The sequence below is a fragment of the Nocardia sp. NPDC059691 genome, from assembly GCF_042733915.1.
Taxonomy (GTDB): Bacteria; Actinomycetota; Actinomycetes; order Mycobacteriales; family Mycobacteriaceae; genus Nocardia; species Nocardia sichangensis.
In genome coordinates this window covers 19,154-44,440 of sequence record NZ_JBHWFB010000023.1, presented here as the reverse complement: position 1 = coordinate 44,440, position 25,287 = coordinate 19,154, and the positions used below count along the sequence as shown (strand labels likewise).

22 protein-coding genes are annotated in these 25,287 nt (G+C 69.4%); 15 read left to right on the top strand and 7 right to left on the bottom strand.

The window, feature by feature from the left end:
* The first annotated feature begins 239 nt into the window (after nucleotides 1–239).
* From ACFV2O_RS35085 to ACFV2O_RS35065, 5 genes are all read left to right on the top strand, one after another.
* Nucleotides 240–1,967: an ABC transporter family substrate-binding protein gene (locus ACFV2O_RS35085; protein WP_379255987.1), complete on the top strand. Its 1,728-nt coding sequence runs from the start codon at nucleotides 240–242 to the stop codon at nucleotides 1,965–1,967.
* Nucleotides 1,964–2,848 carry an N-acetyl-1-D-myo-inositol-2-amino-2-deoxy-alpha-D-glucopyranoside deacetylase gene (gene mshB / locus ACFV2O_RS35080; RefSeq protein ID WP_379255986.1) on the top strand — a complete coding sequence of 295 codons (885 nt, stop codon included), beginning with the start codon at nucleotides 1,964–1,966 and terminating at the stop codon, nucleotides 2,846–2,848. The genes ACFV2O_RS35085 and mshB overlap by 4 nt, the downstream gene beginning before the upstream one ends.
* A gap of 189 nt (nucleotides 2,849–3,037) precedes the next feature.
* Complete coding sequence (locus ACFV2O_RS35075; protein WP_379255984.1) at nucleotides 3,038–4,507, top strand: amino acid permease; 1,470 nt, start codon at nucleotides 3,038–3,040, stop codon at nucleotides 4,505–4,507.
* Nucleotides 4,508–4,543: 36 nt separating this feature from the next.
* Nucleotides 4,544–4,702 (top strand): hypothetical protein, encoded by a 159-nt coding sequence (locus ACFV2O_RS35070; protein WP_169332723.1) that lies wholly within the window; start codon nucleotides 4,544–4,546, stop codon nucleotides 4,700–4,702.
* Complete coding sequence (locus ACFV2O_RS35065; RefSeq protein ID WP_379255982.1) at nucleotides 4,699–5,136, top strand: hypothetical protein; 438 nt, start codon at nucleotides 4,699–4,701, stop codon at nucleotides 5,134–5,136. Before ACFV2O_RS35070 ends, ACFV2O_RS35065 begins: the two co-directional genes overlap by 4 nt.
* Before the next feature lies 1 nt (nucleotide 5,137).
* Here ACFV2O_RS35065 and ACFV2O_RS35060 read toward each other — a convergent pair whose 3' ends face one another.
* The 3 genes from ACFV2O_RS35060 to ACFV2O_RS35050 form a co-directional block, all read right to left on the bottom strand.
* The gene (locus ACFV2O_RS35060; protein ID WP_379255981.1) at nucleotides 5,138–6,970 is read right to left on the bottom strand and encodes an APC family permease; all 1,833 of its coding nucleotides are present in this window, start codon (nucleotides 6,968–6,970) and stop codon (nucleotides 5,138–5,140) included.
* Nucleotides 6,971–7,035: 65 nt separating this feature from the next.
* Nucleotides 7,036–8,640: a PH domain-containing protein gene (locus tag ACFV2O_RS35055; RefSeq protein ID WP_379255980.1), complete on the bottom strand. Its 1,605-nt coding sequence runs from the start codon at nucleotides 8,638–8,640 to the stop codon at nucleotides 7,036–7,038.
* Entirely contained in the window at nucleotides 8,637–9,134 is a 498-nt protein-coding gene (locus ACFV2O_RS35050) for a PH domain-containing protein (protein ID WP_355080371.1), read from the bottom strand. The genes ACFV2O_RS35055 and ACFV2O_RS35050 overlap by 4 nt, the downstream gene beginning before the upstream one ends.
* Nucleotides 9,135–9,561: 427 nt before the next feature.
* Here ACFV2O_RS35050 and ACFV2O_RS35045 point away from each other — a divergent pair, with 427 nt between their 5' ends.
* The 4 genes from ACFV2O_RS35045 to pruA all read left to right on the top strand — a co-directional run bounded on the left by ACFV2O_RS35045 (nucleotide 9,562) and on the right by pruA (nucleotide 15,681).
* Nucleotides 9,562–12,177 (top strand): bifunctional FO biosynthesis protein CofGH, encoded by a 2,616-nt coding sequence (locus ACFV2O_RS35045; RefSeq protein ID WP_379255978.1) that lies wholly within the window; start codon nucleotides 9,562–9,564, stop codon nucleotides 12,175–12,177.
* A 307-nt stretch (nucleotides 12,178–12,484) separates the two neighbouring features.
* A complete protein-coding gene (fdxA, locus tag ACFV2O_RS35040) occupies nucleotides 12,485–12,808 on the top strand; it encodes a ferredoxin (protein ID WP_014987978.1) in 324 nt (107 codons plus the stop codon).
* Entirely contained in the window at nucleotides 12,805–13,926 is a 1,122-nt protein-coding gene (dapC, locus tag ACFV2O_RS35035) for a succinyldiaminopimelate transaminase (RefSeq protein ID WP_379255977.1), read from the top strand. The genes fdxA and dapC overlap by 4 nt, the downstream gene beginning before the upstream one ends.
* Nucleotides 13,927–14,046: 120 nt before the next feature.
* Nucleotides 14,047–15,681 (top strand): L-glutamate gamma-semialdehyde dehydrogenase, encoded by a 1,635-nt coding sequence (gene pruA, locus ACFV2O_RS35030; protein ID WP_379255976.1) that lies wholly within the window; start codon nucleotides 14,047–14,049, stop codon nucleotides 15,679–15,681.
* Here pruA and ACFV2O_RS35025 read toward each other — a convergent pair whose 3' ends face one another.
* Nucleotides 15,682–16,545, bottom strand: a complete 864-nt coding sequence (locus ACFV2O_RS35025; RefSeq protein WP_379255974.1) for an oxygenase MpaB family protein — start codon at nucleotides 16,543–16,545, stop codon at nucleotides 15,682–15,684.
* A 168-nt stretch (nucleotides 16,546–16,713) separates the two neighbouring features.
* On the opposite strand from ACFV2O_RS35025, the gene ACFV2O_RS35020 reads away from it, so the two are divergent.
* The gene (locus tag ACFV2O_RS35020; protein ID WP_379255972.1) at nucleotides 16,714–17,346 is read left to right on the top strand and encodes a TetR/AcrR family transcriptional regulator; all 633 of its coding nucleotides are present in this window, start codon (nucleotides 16,714–16,716) and stop codon (nucleotides 17,344–17,346) included.
* Between the two features lie 2 nt (nucleotides 17,347–17,348).
* On the opposite strand, the gene ACFV2O_RS35015 is transcribed toward ACFV2O_RS35020, so the two are convergent.
* Together ACFV2O_RS35015 and ACFV2O_RS35010 are read right to left on the bottom strand one after the other, a co-directional pair.
* Nucleotides 17,349–18,068 carry a hypothetical protein gene (locus tag ACFV2O_RS35015; RefSeq protein ID WP_379255971.1) on the bottom strand — a complete coding sequence of 240 codons (720 nt, stop codon included), beginning with the start codon at nucleotides 18,066–18,068 and terminating at the stop codon, nucleotides 17,349–17,351.
* Between the two features lie 111 nt (nucleotides 18,069–18,179).
* Complete coding sequence (locus ACFV2O_RS35010; RefSeq protein WP_379255970.1) at nucleotides 18,180–19,031, bottom strand: oxygenase MpaB family protein; 852 nt, start codon at nucleotides 19,029–19,031, stop codon at nucleotides 18,180–18,182.
* Nucleotides 19,032–19,168: 137 nt separating this feature from the next.
* On the opposite strand from ACFV2O_RS35010, the gene ACFV2O_RS35005 reads away from it, so the two are divergent.
* Nucleotides 19,169–20,587, top strand: a complete 1,419-nt coding sequence (locus ACFV2O_RS35005) for an acyl-CoA synthetase (protein WP_379255969.1) — start codon at nucleotides 19,169–19,171, stop codon at nucleotides 20,585–20,587.
* Nucleotides 20,588–20,632: 45 nt separating this feature from the next.
* The gene (locus ACFV2O_RS35000) at nucleotides 20,633–21,019 is read left to right on the top strand and encodes a PPOX class F420-dependent oxidoreductase (RefSeq protein WP_379255968.1); all 387 of its coding nucleotides are present in this window, start codon (nucleotides 20,633–20,635) and stop codon (nucleotides 21,017–21,019) included.
* 45 nt (nucleotides 21,020–21,064) lie between these two features.
* Here the strand turns inward: ACFV2O_RS35000 and dapD are convergent, their stop codons facing one another.
* Nucleotides 21,065–22,012 (bottom strand): 2,3,4,5-tetrahydropyridine-2,6-dicarboxylate N-succinyltransferase, encoded by a 948-nt coding sequence (gene dapD, locus ACFV2O_RS34995; protein WP_379255967.1) that lies wholly within the window; start codon nucleotides 22,010–22,012, stop codon nucleotides 21,065–21,067.
* Between the two features lie 344 nt (nucleotides 22,013–22,356).
* Between dapD and dapE the strand changes: the two genes are divergently transcribed.
* The 3 genes from dapE (at nucleotide 22,357) to ACFV2O_RS34980 (ending at nucleotide 25,283) form a co-directional block, all read left to right on the top strand.
* Complete coding sequence (dapE, locus tag ACFV2O_RS34990) at nucleotides 22,357–23,460, top strand: succinyl-diaminopimelate desuccinylase (protein WP_379255966.1); 1,104 nt, start codon at nucleotides 22,357–22,359, stop codon at nucleotides 23,458–23,460.
* Nucleotides 23,461–23,910: 450 nt separating this feature from the next.
* The gene (locus tag ACFV2O_RS34985; protein WP_355080394.1) at nucleotides 23,911–24,720 is read left to right on the top strand and encodes a TIGR00730 family Rossman fold protein; all 810 of its coding nucleotides are present in this window, start codon (nucleotides 23,911–23,913) and stop codon (nucleotides 24,718–24,720) included.
* Nucleotides 24,714–25,283: a TIGR00730 family Rossman fold protein gene (locus ACFV2O_RS34980; RefSeq protein ID WP_379255965.1), complete on the top strand. Its 570-nt coding sequence runs from the start codon at nucleotides 24,714–24,716 to the stop codon at nucleotides 25,281–25,283. Before ACFV2O_RS34985 ends, ACFV2O_RS34980 begins: the two co-directional genes overlap by 7 nt.
* Nucleotides 25,284–25,287 lie beyond the last annotated feature (4 nt).

The following is a 25,287-nucleotide window of genomic DNA, read 5'->3' as shown; positions in this document are numbered from 1 at the left end:
GGCGGGCTATTGTGCCGCGACGGTACGCCGAATATTTGCCGAGGTTCGACACGGTTTGTATGGGTGATGTCACGCCCCTGCGACGCTGCTGTGTTTCCGCGCTCCGCATATCCGTTCGACCGCGTTGTTTCCGCGCCGGTCAGCAGGAATCTGGGAACGGACTCGACCGTACGGTAGAGTTCCCGAGCGTGAAAGTGGGCGCAGGAAAACGCGCAGCGTGGCGCACGTTGTTGCCGGCCGTGGCAGTGCTGACCTTGATCAGCAGCTGTGCGGCGAATCCGCCGCCGCCCATCGAGAGCACCGACAGTCCGAAGACCACACCGGTCAAGCCCGCGGAGACGACCGTCGTCGTCGCTTTGGACACCATCGGCACCGCGTTCAACCCACATCTGCGCTCGGACCAATCCGCCGCCACCTCGGCGATCGCCTCCCTGGTCCTGCCGAGTCCGTTCCGGCCGGTGCTCGATCCGGCGCGGCCAGGGACGACGGCCTGGGTGCCGGATTCGTCGCTGCTTGTCTCCGCCGAAGTCACCGCGCAGGAACCGTTCACGATCACCTACAAATTGCGCAACGAAGCGTCCTGGTCGGATGGCGCGCCGATCGCGGCCGAGGACTTCCGCTACCTGTGGCAGGAGATGATCTCCGAGCCGGGCGTCGTCGACCCGGCCGGCTACCGGATGATCTCGGACGTCAATTCGTCGGCGGGCGGCAAGACGGTCACCGTCGTGATGACGCAGCCCTACCCCGGCTGGCGCGAGCTGTTCACCGATCTGCTGCCGTCTCATCTGCTCAAGGACGCGCCCGGCGGATTCGCCAGGGGGATGAACGGTCAGGTCAACGGTGTCCGGGTGTCCGGGGGGCCGTTCGGGATCCGCTCGGCGGACCCGGGCCGTGACGAGATGCTGCTGGAACGCAACGACCGCTTCTGGGGCACACCGGCGATGCCGGGCCAGATCCTGCTCCGCCGCGGCGGCACCACCGCGCAGCTGGCGGGCTCGCTGCGTACCGGCGACGTACAGATGGCGCTGGTCCACGGGGGCGTGGCGACCCAGGCGCAACTGGGGGCGATTCCCTCCGTGCGCACCACGATCATGCCGCAGTCGCGAGTGCTGCAGATGGCGCTCAACGGACGCAAAGGCGACTTGAGCGATCCCCGGGTCCGCTCGGGTGTGCTGGCCCTGCTGGACCCTGCCCTGCTGGCCACGGTCGGCGCGCAGACCGGCAACTGGGTGGAACCGGCGCGCGCGCAGGTGCTCGCACCATCCGATCCCGGATACGCCCCGACCGCTCCGCCGCGTCCATCGGCGGAGGAGGCGTTCGCGCTGCTCGCCGCCGCGGGGTACGGCCGGGCGCCGGAGCCGCCGCCGGCGACCTCCCCGACCTCGCCCGCCCCGCAGCCGCGCACCGTCGGCAAGGACGGCAAGCCGCTGGCCGTGCGCATCGGCGCGGTCGACCGGGACGCCACCGCCTTGGCCGTGGCCAATACCGCCGCCGACCAGCTGCGCAGCGCGGGCATCGACGCCACGGTGCGCAGTGTCGCCGCCGACGAGTTGTACGGCAAGGAACTGCTCGAGGGCACGGTCGACGCGATCGTCGGCTGGGAGGTGGCCGGTTCCGATCCGGCGACCGTGCTGGCTTCCAGGTATGGCTGCCCGCCGCCCGCGCTGCCAGGTGTCACCGGCCCGGCGCAGGCCATCGCCGAGGCGGCGCAGCGGGCGCCGAGCAACCTGTCCGGCGTGTGCGATCCGACCCTGCAACCCGCGATCGACGACGCCCTGCGGGGCGGCGACGTGGGACGGGTGCTCGCCGAAGCCGAACCCAAACTGTGGGCCATGGCGACCGTGCTGCCGATCGTGCAGGACAACGCCGTCGCCGCGTCCGGTCCTCGGCTGGACGGCGCCTCGCTCAGCGGCGCGATCCAGGTCGGCATCTTCGGCGACGCGTCCATGTGGCGCAGGATCCCGTGACCGCGGGGACCGGTGGGCTGCTTCTGGTACACGCCCACCCGGACGACGAGTCCATCACCACCGGCGGCACGATCGCGCACTACCGCCGTCGCGGCGTGCCGGTCACCGTGATCACCTGCACCCTCGGTGAGGAGGGCGAGGTGATCGGCGACGACTGGGCGCTGCTCGCGGCGGATCACGCCGACCAGCTCGGCGGCTATCGCATTCTCGAGCTGACCCGCGCGCTGGACGCGCTGGACGCGGGTCCGCCGCACTTGCTCGGGGGCGCGGGACGCTGGCGTGACTCCGGAATGGCGGGCACACCCGCCGCGAACAAGCCGCGCGTCTTCGTGCGCTCCGGAGACGAGGCGGTGCGGGCTCTCACGGACGTCGTCCTTCGTCTGCGGCCGCGCGTGGTCGTCGGCTACGACCCGAACGGCGGCTACGGCCATCCGGACCACATCCGGGCGCACGAGATCACCACGGCCGCCGTGCATGCCGCCGCCGGCGAAGGCTGGGATGTCCCGAAGTACTACTGGACCGTCACCGACGCCGACATGCTGCGTCTGCACACCGCGGCGCTGGCCCGGCGCACGGCCGCGGGCCTGCCCGGCGCGCTGCCGCCCGGTTGGCGACTGCCCGCCGAGGGCGAACTGGCGAGCGTGCCCAGCGACGCGGTGACCACCACGATCGACGTCTCCGAGGTGCTTTCGGCCAAGCGCGCCGCGCTGCGGGCGCACGCCACACAGGTCACGGTCGCGCCGTCCGGCCGGGAATTCGCCTTGTCGAACGGTATCGCTCAGCCGGTGTTGCCCGAGGAGCACTTCATCCTGGTGCGGGGTCGGCGCGGTCCGCTCGGTCCGGACGGGCGGGAGCACGATTTGTTCGCCGCCCCGGAGTGACTGATCTCGTCGACGGCGGTGCGGCCGCTACCCGATATTTCCGGACATTCCACATAATTCGCCCGCCGTTTTCGGAACTTGTCCGGGCGGCGACCTCCTGTACCCCCAGGGCTGGCAGTTGGCGGTATCGGCGCGGCGGGTACGGTTCGGCGTGATCTCGGCACATCGAAACGGAGGATCCGTCGGTTCATGGCAGCGCGCGGCGACAACGCCCATCTCAGCATCGAGGACCACGGATACCACAAGAGTCTGAAGCCGCGCCAGCTACAGATGATCGCGATCGGCGGCGCCATCGGCACCGGCCTGTTTCTCGGCGCCGGTGGGCGGCTGGCCAGTGCCGGACCCGGGTTGTTCCTGGTCTACGGCGTGTGCGGGTTTTTCGCGTTCCTCATCCTGCGCGCGCTCGGCGAATTGGTCCTGCACCGGCCGTCGTCCGGGTCGTTCGTCTCCTACGCGCGCGAGTTCTTCGGTGAGAAGGCGGCGTTCGTCGCGGGCTGGATGTACTTCCTGAACTGGTCGATGACCGGCATCGCCGACACCACCGCGATCGCGCAGTACTTCCACTATTGGTCCGGGTTCTCCGCCGTTCCGCAATGGTTGCTCGCGCTGATCGCGCTGGTCCTCGTGCTGGGCGTCAACCTGATCTCGGTGAAGTGGTTCGGTGAGATGGAGTTCTGGGCCGCGCTGGTGAAGGTATTCGCGCTCAGCGCGTTCCTGATCGTCGGCACGATCTTCTTGCTCGGCCGCTTCACGGTGCGGGGCGCCGCGACCGGGACCAGCGTGATCGCCGATCACGGCGGCCTGTTCCCGACCGGCGTCATGCCGTTGGTCGTGGTGGTGTCCGGTGTCGTATTCGCTTATGCCGCTGTCGAATTGGTCGGCACCGCGGCGGGGGAGACGGAGCATCCGGAGCAGGTCATGCCACGGGCGATCAATTCGGTGATCCTCCGGATCGCCGTCTTCTACGTCGGTTCGCTGGTCCTGCTCGGATTGCTGCTGCCGTACACGCGATACACGGCCGACGAGAGTCCGTTCGTCACCTTCTTCACCATGCTGGGCGTCCCCGGCATCGGCAGCGTGATGAATCTCGTGGTGCTGACCGCGGCGTTCTCCAGCCTGAACGCCGGCCTCTACTCGACCGGCCGCATCCTGCGGTCGATGTCGATCAACGGCAGCGCGCCGAAATTCACCGGGGTGATGGGCAGCAACGGCGTTCCCTACGGCGGCATCCTGCTCACCAGCCTGATCGCGCTGGTCGGCATCGCGCTCAACGGCCTCGTCCCGGATCAGGCGTTCGAGATCGTGCTGAACATGGCGTCGCTCGGCATCGTCGCCTCCTGGGCCACCATCGTGTTGTGCCAGCTGCAGTTGTGGCGCTGGTCCACCCGGGGACGCATCCAGCGGCCCGCCTTCCGCATGTTCGGCGCGCCCTACACCGGTCTGCTCACGCTGGTGTTCCTGTTCTTCGTCGTCGTGCTGACGGGGTTCGACTATCCGGTGGGGACCTGGACCGTCGCGACCATCGCCCTGATCGTCCCCGCGCTGATCGTCGGCTGGTTCGCCGCGCGTAAACGAGTGCTGGCCATAGCGGCGCAGCGTGGCGACCCGACCGGCGAACCTCCGGTGGTCGCCGCCCTGCCTGCCGACCGGGAGAACTGATCGTGCGCCCGATCGCGCCGGAATAGACTCGGCAGTATGTACAACTGGGAGGTCCAGAACGCGATCGCGGCGTTCGTCGACAGCATGCGGCCGCACTGGCAGGAGCAGCACGACCTGTATATGACGGTGCTGTACGCGTTCGCCGACATGCAGAGCCACTTGTTGACCCTCCTCGGCTACCCGCCGGTGCCGTGACGACGAAGATCGACGACCACGCAGGCGATCGCGCTCCCGTGGCATCCGGCGCCACCCGTATCCCCGTAGGTCTACTCGGCTCGGTGATCCTCGTGATCCTGATCGTGGACGCCCTGCTCACCCTTGCGCTCGAGGTGCTCTACCTGCCGATCTATCTGGGCTCGGTCGTTTTCCCGGTCTCCGCCGCCGTGGCGGGAGTGGTGAACGTCCTGCTCGTCGCGGGTGCGCGAACGGTGACCCGGCGTCCCGCGCTGCTGGGCCTTCCGCTGGTCGCGTGGGCGTTCGGCTTCCTGGTTTGCGCGAGCGCCGGGCCCGGCGGTGACATTCTGCTCGGCAGTGATTGGCGGACGGCGCTGTTGCTGTTCGCCGGGCTGCTGCCGCCGCTGGCCTACCTCTACGTCCAGGCGAACGCGCACGTCTTCGGCCGCCGCTGACTCACGCGAGCCGGACCGCCAGGGTCGCGATCACGGCCTCGGTGCGAACGCGCAGCGCGGCTGTGAGCACCGGTCCGCGCGGATTGTGCAGCGGGCGTTGCCACCAGTGCCGGGCTTCGACATGCGCCAGCAGCACTGTGACACCCAGCCCGGCGGCGGTCTGCTTGCGGACGTAGCCGACGAGCGTCGACACCAGGCTGCGATGCGGGCAGGGGAGCACCGCGAGCGGCACACCGGGATCCCACTCCTTCCACTGGGCGCTGAGCCGTTTGGTCGTGGCCGGATCGATGTCCGCGGCCACCGCGACGATCTCGCCCCGCATGCGCAGCGCGGCTTCCAAGGCGCGATAGGTCACTTCGCTCATGGTGACCACCGGGACGACCACCAACTCCTTGGCCTCCGGCGCCGGTCGCGGCGGCGGCGGGATTTCACGCAGTCGCAGCTGACGCGCGACGCCGGCGTAGTAGTTCTCGATCCGGAAGAAGAGGCCCACCAGCGCGGGAATGATGAGCAGCAGCAGCCACGCGCCCTCGGTGAACTTCTCCGCGAGCAGGACGACGCCCGCGACGGCGGTGAGCGTCGCGCCGAATCCGTTCAGCAGTGCGCGCGGCAACCACCCGCGGTCGCGCACTCGCCACCAGTGCAGCACCAGACCGGTCTGGCTGATGGTGAACCCGATGAAGACGCCGATCGCGAAAACCGGCAGCAGCCGGTGGGTTTCGGCGTCGACCGCCAGCAGCACCAGCCCGGCCAGCAAGGCGAGTGCCGTGACCCCGTACCGGAAGACCGGACGCTCCGACCGCAGCGCGAACAGCGACGGCGCCCTGTGGTCCTTGGCCAGCAGCGCCAGCAGCACCGGGAGCCCGCCGAAACTGGTGTTCGCCGCGAGCAGCAGCACCGCGGTGACCGCGAGATTGGTGAGGTAGAACAGCCAGCCGGTGCCGAACGCGGCCGCCGCCAGCTGGGCCAAGATGGTCACATCCGGGCGCGGCGTGACGTGGTGCTCGCGGATCAGCACGGCCAGGCCGAGCAGCATCGCGCCGAGCAGGATGCCAAGCGCCACCTCGGTGTGCTGCGCGCGGCGCACCGCGGGGGTGCGGAAAGCGGGCACGGCGTTGGCGATCGCTTCCACACCGGTCAGCGACGAGCATCCCGCCGCGAAGGCCTTGAGCAGCAGAACGATTCCGAGCGCCTCGACCGGCTCGATCGGACCCGGGTCGCCGCCGATCATCGCGACCGGCTCCGGCCGAAGCAGCCCGACAACGATCACACCGCCGATCAGGACGACGAACAGGATCGTCGGCCCCATCAGCACCCGCGCGGATTCCGCCACTCCGATCAGGTTGATCACGGTCAGCGCCGCGAGGCCGATCAGCGTCATCGGTAGCAGTTCGTGGGCCAGGGCGGGAAAGGCGCTGGCCAGGCTGGCCGCGCCGGCGGCGAGGCTCACCGCGACGGTCAGCACGTAGTCCACGACCAGGCTGGCGGCCGCGAGCAGCGCGGCGGGCCTGCCGAGCTGCTTCTTGGTGACCGCGTACGCGCCGCCGCCGTCCGGATGCACGGCGATCACTTGCCGGTAGGAGAGCACCAGTACGAGCAACAGTGCGGCGATCGCGCAGGCAACCGGCAGCGTCCAGGAGACGGCCGCCGCGCCCGCCGCGACCAGCACCAGCACGATCGCCTCTGGTCCGTAGGCCACGCTGGACAACGCGTCCAGGGAGAGCGCGGCGAGCCCGCCCACCGCGGTCAAACGGAACTTGTCCGCTCGCTGCATCTGCCGAACCCGGCGGTCGGCGATCCGCGGCTCCGTATGGTGCGGCTCGGTCTTGGTCACCACAGCGTCCATTGAACTCCGCCGCCGCTCGGCAACCGATCAGCGACACCTGGGCGGGGGTGGGTTCAGCGGGTGCCGGGCAGTCCTGGTGTGACGGCTTGGATGAGTTCCCATGCTCGGTCGGCGGGGAGGTCGACTACGGAGTAGCGCTTCTTGCCCGCCGCGGTGGCCGCGACAACTGTGGCGACCCCGGCGCGCCGTTGGAAGAAGGTTCGACGCACTGTCCAGCCGATGATGCCGGGGGCCTCGAGGCAGTCGCGGTCGCGGTCGAGTGATCCGGCCCGGGTGATCAGCCAGGTGGGGCTGGTGGTCGTGCGGGGCAGTACGGCGTGTCCGAGGCCGCGATAGCGGTCCTCGGCGAGGGCGAGCGCGAGGGCGAGCGTGAGGCCGGGCAGCAGCCACCACCACGGCGAATAGTGCTGTCCCGCAAGGGAGATGACGACCAGCGTGGCGGCGATGAGCACGACCGGCGCGAGCGCGCGGGTATGCCTGCGTCGCCGTGCGGCCGGGCCGTGCGCGATCAGCGGGGCGCTGCCCGGCGCCGGGACGGTGTGCGCGTCCGCCGCGCCCGAACCGGTGGGCCTCGCCTCCGGCTGGACGGGAAACTCGTTGTCTCGCACTTCCTCTGGGGCGAGCAGATGGCCGAGGGTGTGCTCCACGGCGCTACGCGGGGCCTGCGGAAGGATTCGCTGCCGCGGGTTCTGCCCGGTCATGATCGCCTCGAGTTCGGCGCCGCCCGCAAGGCGCAGCAGCAGCGGTTCGGAGACCGTCGCTCCGCGCAGCCGGGCTCGGTCGAGGGTGATCTGGCGGGTGGTGAACAGGCCGTGGCGCAGCTGCAAGGTCTTGCCGTCGTCGCGGACGCGCAACCCGAAATAGGTGGTCAGATAGTGTGCGCACGCGGCAGCGCTGACCACGACGACGATGACGCCCAGCAGCGCGGCCGCGGCGAGCGCGAGGACGAGCACGCCGCCGTCTTCCACGTCGTGCACGGCGTCGGACCGGAAAACGATCTCACCGAGCCCGTATTGCAGCGCGAAGCCGACGATCGGCGCGATGATCGCGAACCCGGTCAGCGACAACGGGGCGTAGCGCACCCACGCCGGACTCCAGTGCCCGATCTCTCCCGCCCGGGTACGCGGGGCCGTGAAACCACCGGAGCTGTTCTGCTGCGGCTCTTTTCGTTCTTCGTCCGGACCCACCCTGGCCGCCGTATGGGCGAGCAGCGCGGCGCGCAACGGCGGGACGACGCGGGCATCCAGGGCGTCGAGCTTGAACTTCTCGCCCGATTCCGCATGCTGGCCGGTCCCGATCGCCAGCACCGCCAGGCCGAGAGCCCGGTGCAGCAGGTCCGCTTCGATGTCCACCGAGCGGATCCGCGACCGCGGCACCGACAGTTTCTTGCGTTCCAGCAGCCCGGTGCGCAATTCCACGTGTGTTGGCCCGACCCGATACGTCGTGGTGAACCAGCGGGTCAGCGCGAACCCGACGATCAACGCGAGCGGGATGACGCTCCACACGTGGTTGCCGCTGCTGGTCCCGAGGATCACCGAACCGATCAGCACCGGGATGAACTTCACCACTTCGGTGATCGGATGGACCAGCAGCATCCGCTTGTCCAGCCGCTGCCAGGGCGGCCCGTCCTGCTCGGCGCCGGTCGTCTCGGGGCTCATGTCGCGTCTCCGCGGTGCTGGGCGGCGATCCGGGTGAGCCGGGCCACGGTTTCCTCGGCGACCGGAAGGTCGAGCGCGCCGATCTGCACCGCACCCGCGGAGGACGCGGTGGTCACGGTGACGGTCGCCAATCCGAGCAGGCGTTCGAGCGGACCGCGTTCGGTGTCGACGGTCTGCACGCGGGAGATCGGCGCTACCCGGCTCTCCTGGGTGAGCCAGCCGACCCGGGTGTAGACCGCGTCGTCGGTGACCTCCCAGCGGTGCACCGCGTACCGCCACCACGGGGCGACACCGATGTTCAGCGCGGCGGGCACGAGCGCGACCAGGAAGAATCCCAGCTGCCACCCGCGATGCGCGGAGTCGACCACCGCCCACACCAGCAGGGCCGCGAACGGGATCACCCACGTCAGGACGGCCTGCACAGTCCACAGGAGCTTCGCCTTCGGGCTGGGGCGCCAGGCCGGATCGGCCATGATCGTGCGCGGCTGCGACATGCCGCCAATCGTTGCACGATCACGCGGTCGCCGTCGCGGTCGATGGTGAGCGGCCTACCGCGACGGCGCGGACCCGGCGGAAGGGTGAGCGCAAGGCCGCGGAGGGCTTCCTGCCGTGGAATGAGCCTCGTTGTGTGACAACCGTTTCGGGCGCATCTGGCGGTCGCCGAGGAGTTGGCCCCCGGCCTCACCTGCGAGGGTCTGGTGTGCCGGAACGGTCGAATCGGCGGCGCTCACCGACGCCACGATCGATGACCGAACGCGGGCCGCGCGGCGCGGGTGCCCCGGAATAGCCTCGGGTACCGCACAGTTGTCAACGCTCAACGGTGCTCCACGTCCCCGTGTGGGCTCCGTGGCGAGCGGAGCCGTGACTCGTCCGCTTCGTCGCAACCAGCACTGGAGGGAGACAGTTCCGGATGTGTAGCGCATGATCGAGGGCGTGACCGACCTACCGAACCCGAGCGTCCCATCCGCGCCGCCCAGTCCATCGGCCATGCGCCGGGCGCTGCGCAGGGCCCGCGACGGTGTCACGTTGAACGTGGACGAGGCCGCGGTGCTGCTGCACGCGACCGGTGACGACCTGGCCGACCTCTGTCGTAGCGCCGCGCGGGTGCGCGACGCCGGGCTGGCGTCCGCGGGGCGTCCGAAGACGATCAGCTATTCCCGCAACGTCTTCATCCCGTTGACCAGGCTGTGCCGGGACAAGTGCCACTACTGCACCTTCGTCACGGTGCCCGGCAAGTTGCGCGCCGAGGGCAAGGGCATGTTCCTCGAACCCGACGAGGTGCTCGACATCGCACGCAGGGGCGCTGCCCTCGGCTGCAAAGAGGCGCTGTTCACGCTGGGTGACCGGCCCGAGGATCGCTGGCCGGAGGCCGCGCAGTGGCTCGACGAGCGCGGCTACGACTCCACGCTGGACTACCTGCGCGCCGTGTCGATCATGGTGCTGGAGGAGACCGGCCTGCTGCCGCACCTGAACCCGGGCGTGATGTCGTGGGAGGAGATCGCGCGGCTCAAGCCGGTGGCGCAGTCCATGGGCATGATGCTGGAGACCACCTCGGCCCGGTTGTTCACCGAGAAGGGCAACTGCCATTACGGCAGCCCCGATAAGGACCCGGCCGTGCGGCTGCGGGCGATCACCGACGCGGGACGGCTCTCGGTGCCCTATACCACCGGGATCCTGGTCGGCATCGGCGAGACGATGGCGGAGCGGGCCGAGTCGATCATGGCGATTCGCAAGCAGCACAAGGCTTTCGGACACATCCAGGAAGTCATCGTGCAGAACTTCCGCGCCAAGGACGACACCGCCATGCGGGACGTGCCGGACGCGGGCCTGGAGGAATTCCTCGCCACCATCGCGGTCACCCGCGTGCTGCTCGGGCCGGACGTGCCGGTGCAGGCGCCGCCGAACCTGGTCTCGCACGCCGAGTGCCGCGCGCTGATCGACGCGGGCATCGACGACTGGGGCGGCGTCTCGCCGGTGACGCCCGACCACGTGAACCCGGAGCGGCCGTGGCCGAACCTGGACACGTTGCGGGAGATCACCGAGGCGGCGGGCTATCAGCTGGTCGAGCGGACCTCCGCGCACCCGAAGTACGTGCGAGCGGGCAATCCGTGGGTCGATCCGCGGATCGGCGCGCACGTCGCCGCGCTCACCGACCCGGTGACGGGGCTGGCGAATCCGGACGCGATCCCGGTCGGCCTGCCCTGGCAGGAGCCGGACGAGTCCTGGGAGTCGGCCGGACGCGTCGACCTCAACACCGCCATCGACACCGAGGGCCGCAACACCGAGGCCCGCAGCGACGCTGCCCTCGGACAGGACATCGTCGGCGCCTTCGGCGACTGGGACACCATTCGTGAACAGGCCCGCGATCTCGCCGTCGCCGTTCCGCAGCGGCTGGACTCCGACGTGCTCGCCGCGCTGCGCGCCGCCGAACGCGATCCGGCCGGGCTCAGCGACGCCGATTATCTGGCGCTGGCCACGGCGGACGGCGCCGAGTTGGACGCGGTCGCCGCGCTGGCCGATCAACTGCGCCGCGACACCGTCGGCGACGACGTCACCTACGTGGTGAACCGGAACATCAACTTCACCAACATCTGCTACACCGGGTGCCGGTTCTGCGCGTTCGCCCAGCGCAAGGGCGACGCGGACGCGTTCACCCTGAGCACGCACGAGGTGGCCGACCGGGCATGGGAGGCGCATGTCGACGGCGCCACCGAGGTGTGCATGCAGGGCGGCATCGACCCCGACCTGCCGGTCACCGGGTACGCGGATCTGGTGCGGGCGGTCAAGCAGCGGGTGCCGTCGATGCATGTGCACGCCTTCAGCCCGATGGAGATCGTGAACGGCGCCTCGCGCGGCGGCCAGAGCGTCCGGGAGTGGCTGGTCGCCCTGAAGGAGGCGGGCCTGGACACCATCCCCGGCACCGCCGCGGAGATCCTGGACGACGAGGTGCGCTGGGTGCTCACCAAGGGCAAACTGCCCACCTCGGCGTGGATCGAGGTGATCACCACGGCGCACCAGGTGGGCATCCGGTCCAGTTCGACCATGATGTACGGCCACGTGGACAACCCGAAGCACTGGGTCGGTCATCTGCGGGTGCTGCGTGGAATCCAGGACGAGACCGGCGGTTTCACCGAATTCGTGCTGCTGCCGTTCGTGCACCAGAGCGCCCCGCTGTACCTGGCGGGCGCCGCGCGGCCCGGGCCGACCAACCGGGACAACCGCGCCGCGCACGCGCTGGCCAGGATCATGCTGCACGGCCGGATCCACAACATCCAGACCAGCTGGGTCAAGCTGGGCACCACCGGAACGCGGGTGATGCTCAACAGTGGCGCCAACGATCTGGGCGGCACGTTGATGGAGGAGACCATCTCCCGGATGGCGGGCTCGCAGCACGGCTCGGCCAAGACGGTCGCCGAGTTGGTGGAGATCGCCTCCGGCATCGGACGACCGGCCCGGGAACGGACGACGACCTACGGCGTCCCGAAGCACAAGCGGTTGTCCGCCGCTCCGGGGCTCCAGGCGGTACTGGTCGACTGACGAGGGAGCCGCGCCGGGCGGCCCGGCGACGGCGATGGGTTCCGGCCCGCGGTGCGATCGGATTTCCGGTCGGCCGCGGGCAGCCGGGACCGGCGCAATACCGGCCCCGCCGTTGCGCGTTCCGGCGCTACCTCCCACAACGCGGCCCCCAGCGCGTACGTCGGGTGGCGGAGTCGAATCGGGCCTCGCGTCGGCGTGCGCGATCCCCGAAGTTAGGGCAGGCTGACCAGTAGTAACGTGTGGTTGCCGGGATAGGGTTTCGCCGGGCGGACTATCCCGCAGGCGAGGACAGACTAGGAGAGCGGCAGTGCCGTACATCATCGCTGAACCGTGCGTTGACGTGAAGGACAAGGCATGCATCGAGGAATGCCCCGTGGACTGCATCTACGAGGGTGGTCGCATGCTGTACATCCATCCCGACGAATGCGTGGACTGTGGTGCATGTGAGCCGGTGTGCCCGGTGGAGGCGATCTTCTACGAAGACGACACCCCGGACCAGTGGAGCGGATACGTCAACGCCAACGTCGATTTCTTCGACGAGCTGGGCTCGCCCGGCGGCGCGACCAAGGTCGGCAAGGTCGACTACGACCCGCCGTTCATCAAGGAACTGCCCCCGATGGCGAGTGAGTGAGACCTGACGTGTCACCGCGTGGCCGGGTCAGCAGTCTGCTGCCCGATTTTCCCTGGGACACCATCGCTTCGGTGAAGGTGAAGGCGGCCGCCCACTCCGGCGGGATCGTCGACCTGTCCGTCGGCACTCCGGTCGACCCGGTCGACCCGCTGATCCGGACGGCGCTGAACTCCGTCGCTGCGGTCCCCGGTTACCCGACCACGCATGGCACCCCCGAGCTCCGCGCGGCCGCGGTCGACGCGCTGAAGCGGCGCTACGGGATCACCGGACTCGAGCCCGCGGCCGTGCTGCCCGCGATCGGCACCAAAGAGCTGATCGCGGGGCTGCCCCGGCTGCTCGGGCTCGGCTCGGGCGACCTGGTCGTCATCCCCGAGGTCGCCTACCCCACCTACGAGGTCGGCGCGCTGCTGGCGGGCGCGCAGGTGCTGCGCGCGGACGGGCTGACCCGGCTCGGTCCGCAGACGCCCGCGCTGATCTACGTGAACTCGCCGTCCAACCCGACCGGCCGGATACTCGGCGTCGAACATCTGCGCAAGGTGGTCGCCTTCGCGCGGGAGCGCGGCGTGATCGTCGCCTCCGACGAGTGCTACCTGGGACTGACCTGGGAGGGTCGCGGCGTCTCCTTGCTCGACCCCGAGGTATGCGACGGCGACCACACCAACCTGCTGGCCGTGCATTCGTTGTCCAAGACCTCCAACCTGGCCAGCTATCGCGCCGGATTCGTGACGGGCGACCCGGAGCTGGTCGCGGAACTGCTCGAAGTGCGCAAGCACGCGGGCATGATGGTGCCGTTGCCGATCCAGGCCGCGATGACCGCCGCGCTCAGCGACGACGCGCACGAGGCGCGCCAGCGCGAGCGGTACCGCGCCCGACGCGACGTGTTGCGAAAGGCTCTGGAGGCCGCGGGTTTCCGGATCGATGACTCCGAGGCCGGCCTGTATCTGTGGTCGACGCGTGGTGAGCCGTGCCGGACCACGTTGGAGTGGCTGGCCGATCGCGGCATCCTCGCCGCGCCCGGCGACTTCTACGGCCCCGGCGCGAGCGAGCACGTGCGGATCGCGCTGACCGCGACCGACGAGCGGATCGCGGCGGCGGCCGAACGGCTCGCCGCGGGCTGACACCACCTTCGTCGTCGCTGCGCGCGGGCGCGGCCATCGCTCGCGGCCGCGGTCGCGCAACGGGCACCGCGAGGCGTGTCGGCGTCCGCGCCCGCCCTGCCCGGCGAGCTAGCCTGAGGTATGGACGCTGTCACGGTTGTCCCCACGCCCGGCAACGAGCCGGTGCACTCCTACGCGCCCGGAAGCCCCGAACGGGAGTTACTCCTCGGCAAGCTGGCCGAGCTGTCCGCGGAACCCGTCGACGTGCCGCTGGTCATCGGCGGCAAGCATCGACCCGGCCTCGGCGAACGGCACGACATCGTCACACCGCATCGGCATCGGCACGTGCTGGGGACCTACACCGACACCACCCATTCGGAAGCGCACGGAGCCATCGACGCCGCGATGGCCGCCGCCCCGGGGTGGCGGGCGCTGCCGTTCGAGGAGCGCGCCGCGGTGCTGCTGCGCGCCGCGGACCTGCTGGCCGGGCCGTGGCGGGAGACGATCGCCGCGGCCACCATGCTCGGGCAGTCGAAGTCGGCCCAGCAAGCCGAGATCGATGCGCCGTGCGAGCTGGTCGACTTCTGGCGGTTCAACGTCGCGTTCGCGCGGCAGATCTTGGAGCAACAGCCCAGCTCCAGCGCCGGGGTGTGGAACCGGATGGACTATCGGCCGCTGGAAGGGTTCGTCTACGCCATCACACCGTTCAACTTCACCGCCATCGCCGGGAATCTGCCGACCGCGCCCGCGCTGATGGGCAACACGGTGGTGTGGAAGCCGTCGCCGACGCAGACGTTGTCGGCGTTCCACACGATGCGGCTGCTGGAGGCGGCGGGATTGCCGCCCGGCGTGATCAACATGGTCACCGGCGACGGGGTGCAACTGTCGGAGGTGGCCTTGGCCGATCCGCGGCTGGCCGGTATCCATTTCACCGGTTCCACCAAGACGTTCCAGTACCTCTGGCAGCAAGTGGGCGCGAATATCGGTCGGTATCAGGGCTATCCGCGCCTGGTGGGGGAGACCGGCGGCAAAGACTTCATCGTCGCGCACTCCTCGGCCGACCCCGGCGCGCTGCGCACCGCCCTGATTCGCGGCGCCTACGAGTATCAGGGTCAAAAGTGCTCGGCGGCCTCGCGCGCTTACATCGCGCGGTCGGTCTGGCGCGCGATGGGGGACGAGTTCCTGCACGACGCCGACCGGCTGAGCTACGGCGACGTCGCGGATCTGTCGAATTTCGGTGGAGCGCTGATCGATCGGCGCGCGTACGACAAGAATGCGGCGGCCATCCGGCGCGCCGCGGACGCGGGCGTCACCATCCCGGTCGGCGGAACCTACGACGACAGCGAAGGCTGGTTCGTCCGGCCGACCGTATTCCTGACCGACAATCCGCACGACGAATCGTTCGCCACCGAGTATTTCGGCCCGATCCTTTCGGTGTACGTCTACGACGACGCCGAACCCGGCTCCTACAGTGCGATACTCGCCGAAGTCGAGTCGGCTGCGCCTTACGCGCTGACCGGAGCGGTGTTCGCGCAGGACCGGTACGCGATCGACGAGGCCGACGCCGCACTGCGTTTCGCGGCGGGCAACTTCTACGTCAACGACAAGCCCACGGGTGCGGTGGTGGGGCAGCAGCCGTTCGGCGGCGCACGCGCCTCCGGCACCGACGACAAGGCGGGCTCGCCGTTGAACCTGCTGCGCTGGGTCGCACCGCGGACGATCAAGGAGACCTTCGTGCCGCCCGTCGACTTCCGCTACCCGCACATGGAGAGGTGATCAGACCAGCGGCTTTCCCTGCCGCAGGCGCCTGCGCAGGTCGAACAGATAGGCGTTGAGCGGGAACATGCGTGCCGCCGCGGGCAGCCGGCCGTGCACGGCTCCGAGGATCCGCAGCAGCCGGTCCAACCGCCGCTGGTCGCGGTCGGTCCAGGTCATGCCCATCTCGTCGCGCAGGTGCTGGGGAAGCAGGCCGGTGACGATGAAGCGCTGCAATCCGGCGAAGACCACCTGCACCGGTCGCGGCATCATCTTCAGGTCGATCAGACCGTTGAAGTAGTCCCGCAGCTCCGGCTCGATGCCGCGCTGCTTCAGGTTCTCGTCCCAGTACCGCTGGAACTCCGTGCGATTCACCGGCCACATCTCCGGCCGCATCTGCAGGGTGGTGCCCAGGCGGGCGGCGTAGGTGTAGAAGGCGTCGGCGGTCGCGTCGTCCATCGGGCCGTGCATCCGGGTGTAGAGGTCATCGATGCCCCAGTACAGGCACGCGGCGACCCATAGCTGGAGATTCGGGTCGAAGGCGTTGTACTTGACCGGGCTCGCGGCGGTGGAGCGCACCGACCGGTGCGACACGTTGACGGCCTCCCGGTAGGCGTCGCGTTCGTCATCCGACCCGAGCAGCGCCACGGCGATGTAGGTGAGGGTGGTGCGCAGCCGCTTGATCGGATGCAGCGTGACCTTGCCGCTGTCGACGGTGCTCTCCAGCACGCCGCGGCCGACCGGGCGCAGGCTCAACTGCATGATGACGTTCGCCGCGCCGCCGAGGAACGCGGCGACGCCGTCGACGTACTGCGCGACCGTCTCGGGGGTGAGGGTCTGGCTCGGATCCGGTTCGTGCTCGGCGGTGCGCAGCGGCGCGGTCATCGTCGACCTCGTCTTTCGTGTCCGCCCGATCCCAGAGAATCGGTCGATGAGAAGATAATGTCCTAACTTTCTCATCGACTCGGTGGGCTGTCAATCGCCGGGGATAGGCGGTGATGGTGTGCAATGCTGAAAGTGTCATCGTGTCGCTGTCGCGGATAGGGTTGAGGTATGGCCAGGCTGACCAGGCTGCTGCCGCTGGTGCGCAGCGCCGCCCCGGAGGATCGCAACCAGGCGCGGGTACTGGACGCGGCGCTGCTGGCGTTCCTCGACTTCGGTATCAAGCGCACCAGCATGGTGGAAGTGGCGCGTCGCGGCGGATTGTCGCTGGCCACGCTCTACCGCCGCTTCGCGAGCAAATCCGATCTGATCCGGGCCGTCGGACTGCGGCAGACGCGCGACTTCATCCAGGAGGTCGACGCCGCGCTCCAGCGTCAGGTCGATCGCGACGCGAGCGCCGAGGACCAGATCGTCGAACTGTTCGCCGCGTTCATCAACGGCCTACGAGGAAACCAGCTGATCCACCGGCTGCTGGCCACCGAGCCCGAACTCGTGCTGCCGTACCTCACCACCCAGGGCGCGCCGGTCATCGAACTCGGCCGGGATTACCTGGCCGAGTTCGTCACGCGGTTGCAGCGGGAAGGCAAGTTGCCGGAATACGATCCGGAGCCGCTGGCCGAGATGATCGCTCGCACCGCGCTGTCACTGGCGCTGACCCCGCAGACCGTGATCCCGCTCGGCGACGACGCATCGATCCGGCAGTTCGCCCGCGACCACGTCGTGGTGTCCTTCCGGGTGCGCTGACGTCAGCGGTGCTGCGGAAGGCCGAAGAGCATCGCCCCGAGCGCGGCCATGACATCCGCGGTCTGCTCGGCCGCGGTGCCGTGGGTGTGCGCGGTCACCGCGAAACCGGGGCCGTAGGACGTCGAGGCGACCTCCGGCTCGCCGAAATCCGACCAGCCCCATTTGCTGCCCTGGACGAAGGGCCATCGTGCCGTGCCCCAGTTCTGCTCGGTGCCGTCTCGGGCCGTCGATCCCGCTGCGGCCATCCATCCGAAGATCGGTGATCCTGGATCGGTGCGCAATTTGGTGGCGAGGAAGTCGGACACGTTCGCCGTGCTGGTCGCCCCCGCGCCCCAACTGGGTCCTGGCACCGTCTGGGCGAGGCCGTATTCGGCGGCGATGGCCGCGATGGCCTGTGGATACTTGGCCTCCATCACGGTCGCGGCTCCATCGTCTGAGTAGCGGATCATTTGCTCGCCCAGCATGCGGTCCTCGGCCGAGCCGTCGCCGTGGCGCAGGGCGTAGTCGGCCAGGAAGAGCTTGGACAGCGACAGACTCGAGCGTGACTCGTGTTCGTTCGGTGTTCCCCAGCCGATGCCGACCGAGGTGCGTACGGAGATCGCCGTGCGCGGCGGCACCGCGGCCACTTCGGTTTCGGCGGATTCATCGGCACGGGCGACCGGCGCGGCCAGCGCCAGGAACCCGCAGGCGATCAGCGCGGTCAACGTCGTTCGGTAGCCCATCGTTTCCTCCTGGCTGGTGGCGTCACGTCGCGTCGGACGGCGCTGTGCAGGCACGATCAGCAATACGAGATGCGATTGCCCACCAGTAACTGGAATGAAACGAGGGTTGGCTCAGACGAGACGAAGGCCGAGTCGACGCCGGATGCGCATATCCAGGAGATAGGCGTTCAGCGGGAACGCGCGGATCGTTCGCGGTAGCCGGGACTCGGCGGCCCCGACGGCGCGCAGAAGGTGGCCGAGTACGCGTTCGTCGCGGTCGGTCCAGGTCATCCCCATCTCGTCGCGCAGGTGCCGGGGCAGCAATCCGGTCACGAAGAAGCGGTGCAGGCGCCCGAAAGCCAGCTGCGCGGGTCGCGGCAGCATGCGTAGGTCGATGAGGTCGTCGAAGTAGGCACGGACCGTCGGATCGATGCTGGTCGCCGCGAGGTTCGCGCTCCAGTACTCGGCGAAGGCGCGGCGGTCGGGAGGCCACATCGCTGCGGGCATCTGGAGGGTGGTGCCGAGCCTGGCGCCGAGACGGTAGAACGCGTCGGCCGTCGCTTCGTCCATCGGGCCGTGCATGCGCTCGTACAGATCCCGCGCTCCCCAATGCAGGCAGGCCGCGACCCAGAGTTGCAAGGTGGGATCGAAGGCGTTGTAGTGCACCGGGCTCGAGTCGGTGGAGTGGACCGGGCGATGCGAGACGTTGATCGCTTCTCGGTAGGCGGCGCGTTCCTCGTCGGTGCCGAGCATCGCTACGGAAAGGTAGGTCAACGTGGTGCGCAGCCGTTTGACCGGATGCAACATGACGTTTCCGCTGTCGACGGTGCTCTCCAGCACGCCGTAACCGACCGGAGGAGCGCTCAGCTGCATGATGACGTTCGCGACGCCGCCGAACAGGCCGGCCACGCCGTCGAGGTATCGCCCGATGTCGAAGGAGTCCGGCGATTCGGGACGATGCGTCGCGGAAAGTGGCCTCGTCATCGTCGACCTCGCAGTGCTGAGAAAGCTATGCACCAACGTTCTCACCACGTCAGCGGGAGTGTCAACCGTCACATTCTGCGCCGGCCGGCGCGGGATGCCGCGACACCGCCGCTGATCCGGCGAAGTAGCGTGAGCGAATGCCGTTCGGTCCGCCGCTGCTGCTCAGCTCCCTGAACCCGCTCGCCGTCGCAGGCGGAGCGGACATCCCCGACGCCGTCACCATCGACGGCGCCACCCTCTCCCGCAGCGATCTGCTGGGCGCCGCCACTTCGGTGGCCGAACGCGTCGCGCGCGCGGAACGAGTGGCGGTGTTCGCCGAGCCGACCGTGGAAACCGTGCTCGCGGTGGTCGGCTGCCTGATCGCGGGCGTCACGGTGGTTCCGGTGCCCCCGGACTCCGGAACCGCGGAACGGGCGCACATCCTGGCCGATTCGAGCGCTCAGGCGTGGCTGGGGAAAGCGCCGGAGGGCGCCGACCTACCCGTGGTGCCGGTGCGGCGGCACGCCAGGTCATGGCACACCTACCCCGAACCCGACCCGGCCACCACGGCTTTCGTGCTGTACACCTCGGGAACCACCGGCCTGCCCAAAGGCGTGCTACTCAGTCGCGGCGCGATCGCCGCGGGTCTGGACGCCCTGGCCGAGGCATGGGCTTGGACCGCGAGGGACACGCTGGTGCACGGGCTTCCGTTGTTCCATGTGCACGGGCTGATCCTCGGCCTGCTCGGTCCGCTGCGGGTGGGCAGTCCGCTGATCCACACCGGTAAGCCGACGCCACAGGCGTACGCGGCGGCCAAGGGTTCGCTGTACTTCGGCGTGCCCACCGTGTGGTCGCGGGTGGTCGACGACCCCGACGCGGCGAAGCAATTGGCCGACGCGCGGCTGCTGGTTTCCGGTAGCGCGCCGCTGCCGGTTCCGGTGTTCGAGCGATTGCGCGAGTTGACCGGGCACGCGCCGGTCGAGCGCTACGGCATGAGCGAAACCATGATCACGCTGTCCACCCGGGCCGATGGTGAGCGCAGACCGGGCTGGGTCGGATTGCCGGTGCGTGGTGTGCGCACCCGGATCCGGGACGAGTCCGGTGCTCCGGTGCCGCACGACGGCGAGAGCATCGGGGGCTTGGAAGTGTCCGGACCGATGCTCTTCGACGGTTACCTGAATCGCCCGGAGGCGACCGCGCGGACCTGGACCGAGGACGGGTGGTTCCGGACCGGCGACGTCGCCGCCATCGACCCGGAAGGCTTTCATCGCATCGTCGGCCGGGAATCGGTGGATCTGATCAAGTCCGGTGGTTACCGGGTCGGCGCGGGCGAGGTCGAGACCGTGCTGCTCGGTCACCCCGCGGTCGCGGAAGCCGCGGTGGTCGGCCTGCCCGACGACGATCTCGGCCAGCGCATCACCGCCTTCGTCGTGCTGCGCGGCGCCGCGACCGAGCGTGAGTTGATCGACCATGTGGCCGAAGAACTTTCGGTGCACAAACGCCCGCGCGAGATCCGCGTGGTCGACGCGCTGCCGCGCAACGCCATGGGCAAGGTGCAGAAGAAGAAGCTGGGCTGACCGCGGGGTTGACCTCGAGTTAGGTAGAGGTTCTACGGTCGGCGCATGACTGCGACTCTGACCACCGAACACATCGACTACCTGCACACCCAGCGGCTGGGCCGGCTGGCCACCGTCCGGCCCGACGGCACCCCGCAGAACAACCCCGTCGGCTTCCGCTACAACGCCGACCTGGGCACCATCGACATCGCGGGTAGGAACATGGGCGACTCGTGGAAATTCCGCAACCTCGCCACCAACGACCACGTCGCCTTCGTCGTCGACGACGTCGCGTCGGTTCAACCATGGCGCGTCCGCTGCCTCGAGATCCGCGGCACCGCCGAAGCACTCACCGACGTCGACCCGTACATCCCCGGCGTCTCCCGCGAAATGATCCGCATCCATCCCCACCGAGTCATCGCCTTCGGGCTCTCGGAAGCGCCTTCGGCCTGATCCGAACTCCGCGAGTGGCACCACCATGTGCCACTCGCGGAACGTTCAGTCGTTGGCGTGGAGGTCGGCGTTGAGTTCGATGCCGGTGCCTTTGCGGGGGACTACTTCGACGGCGCCGGTGGTGGAGTTGCGGCGGAAGAGGAGGTTGTCGCGGCCTGCGAGTTCGGCGGCCTTGACCAAGGTGCCGTCGGGTGTGGTGACCTTCGTGCCCGCGGTGAGGTAGAGGCCGGCCTCGAGGACGCAGTCGTTGCCGAGGGGGATGCCGAGGCCGGAGTTCGCGCCGAGCAGCGACCGTTCGCCGATGGAGATGACCGTGGTGCCGCCGCCGGAGAGGGTGCCCATGGTGGACGCGCCGCCGCCGATGTCGGAGCCGTCGCCGACCACGACGCCCGCGGAGACGCGGCCCTCGATCATGGACGCGCCGAGGGTGCCCGCGTTGAAGTTCACGAAGCCCTCGTGCATGACGGTGGTGCCGGAGGCCAGGTGCGCGCCGAGGCGGACCCGGTCGGCGTCGCCGATGCGGACGCCGGAGGGCAGCACGTAGTCGACCATGCGCGGGAACTTGTCCACGCTGTACACCGTGACGGGGCCGCGGGCGCGCAGCTTGGCGCGGGTGGCCTCGAAGCCCTCCACCGCGGCGGGGCCGTGGTTGGTCCACACCACGTTGGTGAGCAGGCCGAACTGGCCGTCCAGGCTCACCTCGTGCGGCTTGACCAGGCGGTGCGAGAGCAGGTGCAGGCGCAGGTAGACGTCGTGCGCGTCCACCGGGGCGGCGGACAGGTCGGCGATCGTGGTGTGCACCGCGATCACGTCGACCCCGCGGGCGTCGTCGAAGCCGAGCAGAGCCGCGTACTCTGCGGGCGCCTCGTCCAGCCGCTTGCTGCCGGTCTCGGCGAACTCGCCCAGCTGCGGGTTCGGGTACCACGTGTCCAGCACGGTCCCGTCCGCGGTCACGTTGGCGATACCGATTGCTGCTGCTCCCTGGATACTCACGGCCTAGAGGTTACCGACCCGCCACCGGCAATGGTGCGGCTGCTCCGGAGACCGCGATCACCAGGCTCGATACGCCTCCAGCTCCAGGACCGGTCGGCCGAGTGCCCTGGTCAGCAGTCGCGCCGACGCTCGATCGCCCGATCAACGAGACCACTGCGCCGACCGGAGATACGCGCAACGGCCGCACTGTCGCACGCCGAACAGTGTCTGGGCCGAGAATGACCGCACCATCGCCTGGACGACTCCGGCGAGATGCCTGCGCACGATGACGGTCCCGGACGATGCGGCGGCACACCGACCGGTACCGGCGGGCCTCGCGGGTGAGCGGTCGTAGGGTGAAGCGCGTGACCATCGACCTGCATGCGGACCCGATCACACTGACCGCCGCCCTCGTCGACATCCCGAGCGTCTCGCGCGACGAGGCCGCCATCACCGACGCGGTGGAGCGGGCACTGCTGGAGCAGACGACGGGCTTCGAGATCCTCCGGCACGGGAACGTGGTGCTGGCACGCACCCACCGCGGGTTGCCGACCCGGGTGATCCTGGCCGGGCACTTGGACACCGTGCCGATCGCCGACAACGTGCCCGGCCGGTTCGCGGTGGGCCCGACGGGCGAACAGGTCTTCTACGGCTGCGGCTCGGTGGACATGAAATCCGGCGACGCGGTCTTCCTGCATCTGGCCGCCACCGTCGCCGACCCGGTGCACGACCTGACCCTGATCTTCTACGACGGCGAGGAGATCGCCGCCGAGTTCAACGGCCTCGGGCACATCGAACGTGACCTGCCCGACTGGCTCAGCGGCGACCTCGCGGTGCTCGGCGAACCGTCCGGCGGCTGGATCGAGGCCGGTTGCCAGGGCACGCTGCGCGTGCGGCTGAGCGCCTCGGGCGTGCGCGCGCACTCGGCGCGAGCATGGCTGGGCGACAACGCGATTCACCGCTTGGCCCCGGTCTTGCAGCGGCTCGCCGACTACCGCGCCCGGGAAGTGGACATCGACGGCTGCGTCTATCGCGAGGGTCTGTCCGCGGTCCGGGTCACCGGCGGCGTGGCGGGCAACGTGGTGCCGGACGCCGCCGAGCTGGACGTCAACTTCCGTTTCGCGCCCGACCGCACCGTCGACCAAGCCGTCGAGCACGTGCGCGAGGTCTTCGCCGGGCTCGAGTTGTCCTTCGAAGTGACCGACTCGGCGCCGGGCGCGTTGCCGGGGCTGACCGCTCCGGCGGCCAAGGACCTGATCGCGTCGGTACAGCGCCACGGCGGCGGCGGTGTGCGCGCGAAGTACGGCTGGACCGACGTCTCGCGTTTCGCGGCTCGCGGCATCCCCGCCGTCAACTTCGGTCCGGGCGATCCAAACCTCGCGCACAAGCGCGACGAACACGTTCCCGTCGACCAGATCACCGCGGTCACCGCCATGCTGCGCGGCTACCTGAGCGGCACTCCGGACTGAACGGCGGGTGCGAAGCCGCGGGTGCCGCCGCATCCGGCCCGGGATCGTCGCGACCGCCGTACTGCCGCCGCGCGCGTGATCGACCGAGCACGAACTTCCCGCGCCCGTCCGTCCGCGTGATCTCGTTCGTGGCGATCTCCGCGACGGCGTCGATCAGAGGTCGAAGAGGTCCGGCGAGCCCGTCCGAGTGCACCTGGATGGCTTCGGGCGCGCAGCGGCGCGGCTGGAGGTTCGGTTGCTGCCGACCCGGCCACGCGGCCCGATTCCCGCTGATGGCCGCGATCGCGGGTGCCCGACTCCGACTCGCCGCCCGCCTGATTCGCACGGTGACGTGCGCCTCGAGCGCCGAGATTGCGATGGTGTCTCGCCCTGCCTGCGTCCGGCTGAACGTCGGACGACTTCTCTCGTCCGGCCCGTGAGTCCCTCTTGCCGGGCGGTAGCGTGGAATGCATGTCCACCGACGCCGCGGACCGTGAGGTCGCCCCCGAACCGAAGTCGAGACCGAAGTTCCGCGGGCCGATCATGTTCCGCCGCGACCGTGCCGACGGCGTCAGCACCGCCGACCGGAATTTGCTGGACAAGCGCGGCGACACGGACTGGGTGCACACCGATCCATGGCGCGTGCTGCGTATCCAGGCCGAGTTCGTCGAGGGCTTCGGCGCTCTCGCCGAGGTGCCCCGAGCGGTGACGGTCTTCGGTTCGGCGCGCACCTCCGCCGACCACCCGGAGTACCAGGCCGGACTTGCCATCGGCGCCGCGCTGGCGCGGGCGGGTTTCGCGGTGATCACCGGCGGCGGTCCCGGCGCGATGGAGGCGGCCAACCGAGGAGCATGCGAGGCGGGCGGCTACTCCATCGGTCTCGGCATCGAGCTGCCGTTCGAGCAGAGCCTCAACGACTGGGTCGACCTGGGCATCAATTTCCGGTACTTCTTCGTCCGCAAGACGATGTTCGTGAAGTACTCGCAGGCGTTCATCTGCCTGCCCGGCGGCTTCGGCACGCTCGACGAGTTGTTCGAGGCGCTGACGCTCGTGCAGACCCACAAGATCACCCGGTTCCCGATCATCCTGTTCGGCACCAGGTATTGGTCCGGCTTGGTCGATTGGTTGCGCGATTCGCTGGGCGGGTCCGGCAAGATCTCTCCGGGCGACCTCGGACTGCTGCACGTGACCGACAGCGTCGAGGAGGTCGTGAACATCATTCAGGCGGCCGCGATAGCGGGCGGCGCCGAGGACGCGATCGGGACGGAGGATCAGTGGTGAGCGAGCGGCCTTTCGCCGTCTGTGTCTACTGTTCGGCGAGCACGACCGACCAGGACTATCTTTCGCTGGCCGCCCGGGTGGGCACCGAGATCGCCCGGCGCGGTTGGCAACTGGTGTCCGGCGGCGGTCACGTCTCGATGATGGGCGCGATCGCCACCGCGGCGCGCGCCGGCGGCGCGAACACCATCGGTGTGATCCCCAAGCACCTGGTGCACCGGGAGGTCGCCGACGTCGACGCCGACGAACTGGTCGTCACCGACACCATGCGCCAGCGCAAGCAGGTGATGGAGGACCGCGCCGACGCCTTCCTCACCCTACCCGGCGGCATCGGCACACTCGAGGAGTTCTTCGAGACCTGGACCGGCGGATATCTGGGGCAGCACGAGAAACCCGTTGTCGTGCTGGATCCCAATGGATTCTTCCGCGGGTTGTTCTCCTGGCTGGACGAGTTGTACGAGCGGAAGTTCGTGCCCCAGACAGCGTTGTCCCGGATTACGGTGGTGACCGATCTCCCGTCCGCTTTCGCGGCGTTGGAGGCGCGCCTACCCCGTGAGGAGAGCTGAAGAC

What these genes read in the sequence shown, in the direction of transcription:
- ACFV2O_RS35075 (WP_379255984.1), top strand. Translation starts at nt 3,038, where the DNA reads ATGGCAGCGCGCGGCGACAACGCCCATCTCAGCATCGAGGACCACGGA.
- ACFV2O_RS35070 (WP_169332723.1), top strand. Translation starts at nt 4,544, where the DNA reads ATGTACAACTGGGAGGTCCAGAACGCGATCGCGGCGTTCGTCGACAGC.
- ACFV2O_RS35055 (WP_379255980.1), bottom strand. Translation starts at nt 8,640, where the DNA reads ATGAGCCCCGAGACGACCGGCGCCGAGCAGGACGGGCCGCCCTGGCAG.
- ACFV2O_RS35050 (WP_355080371.1), bottom strand. Translation starts at nt 9,134, where the DNA reads ATGTCGCAGCCGCGCACGATCATGGCCGATCCGGCCTGGCGCCCCAGC.
- ACFV2O_RS35045 (WP_379255978.1), top strand. Translation starts at nt 9,562, where the DNA reads ATGATCGAGGGCGTGACCGACCTACCGAACCCGAGCGTCCCATCCGCG.
- pruA (WP_379255976.1), top strand. Translation starts at nt 14,047, where the DNA reads ATGGACGCTGTCACGGTTGTCCCCACGCCCGGCAACGAGCCGGTGCAC.
- ACFV2O_RS35025 (WP_379255974.1), bottom strand. Translation starts at nt 16,545, where the DNA reads ATGACCGCGCCGCTGCGCACCGCCGAGCACGAACCGGATCCGAGCCAG.
- ACFV2O_RS35020 (WP_379255972.1), top strand. Translation starts at nt 16,714, where the DNA reads ATGGCCAGGCTGACCAGGCTGCTGCCGCTGGTGCGCAGCGCCGCCCCG.
- ACFV2O_RS35015 (WP_379255971.1), bottom strand. Translation starts at nt 18,068, where the DNA reads ATGGGCTACCGAACGACGTTGACCGCGCTGATCGCCTGCGGGTTCCTG.
- ACFV2O_RS35010 (WP_379255970.1), bottom strand. Translation starts at nt 19,031, where the DNA reads ATGACGAGGCCACTTTCCGCGACGCATCGTCCCGAATCGCCGGACTCC.
- ACFV2O_RS35005 (WP_379255969.1), top strand. Translation starts at nt 19,169, where the DNA reads ATGCCGTTCGGTCCGCCGCTGCTGCTCAGCTCCCTGAACCCGCTCGCC.
- ACFV2O_RS35000 (WP_379255968.1), top strand. Translation starts at nt 20,633, where the DNA reads ATGACTGCGACTCTGACCACCGAACACATCGACTACCTGCACACCCAG.
- ACFV2O_RS34985 (WP_355080394.1), top strand. Translation starts at nt 23,911, where the DNA reads ATGTCCACCGACGCCGCGGACCGTGAGGTCGCCCCCGAACCGAAGTCG.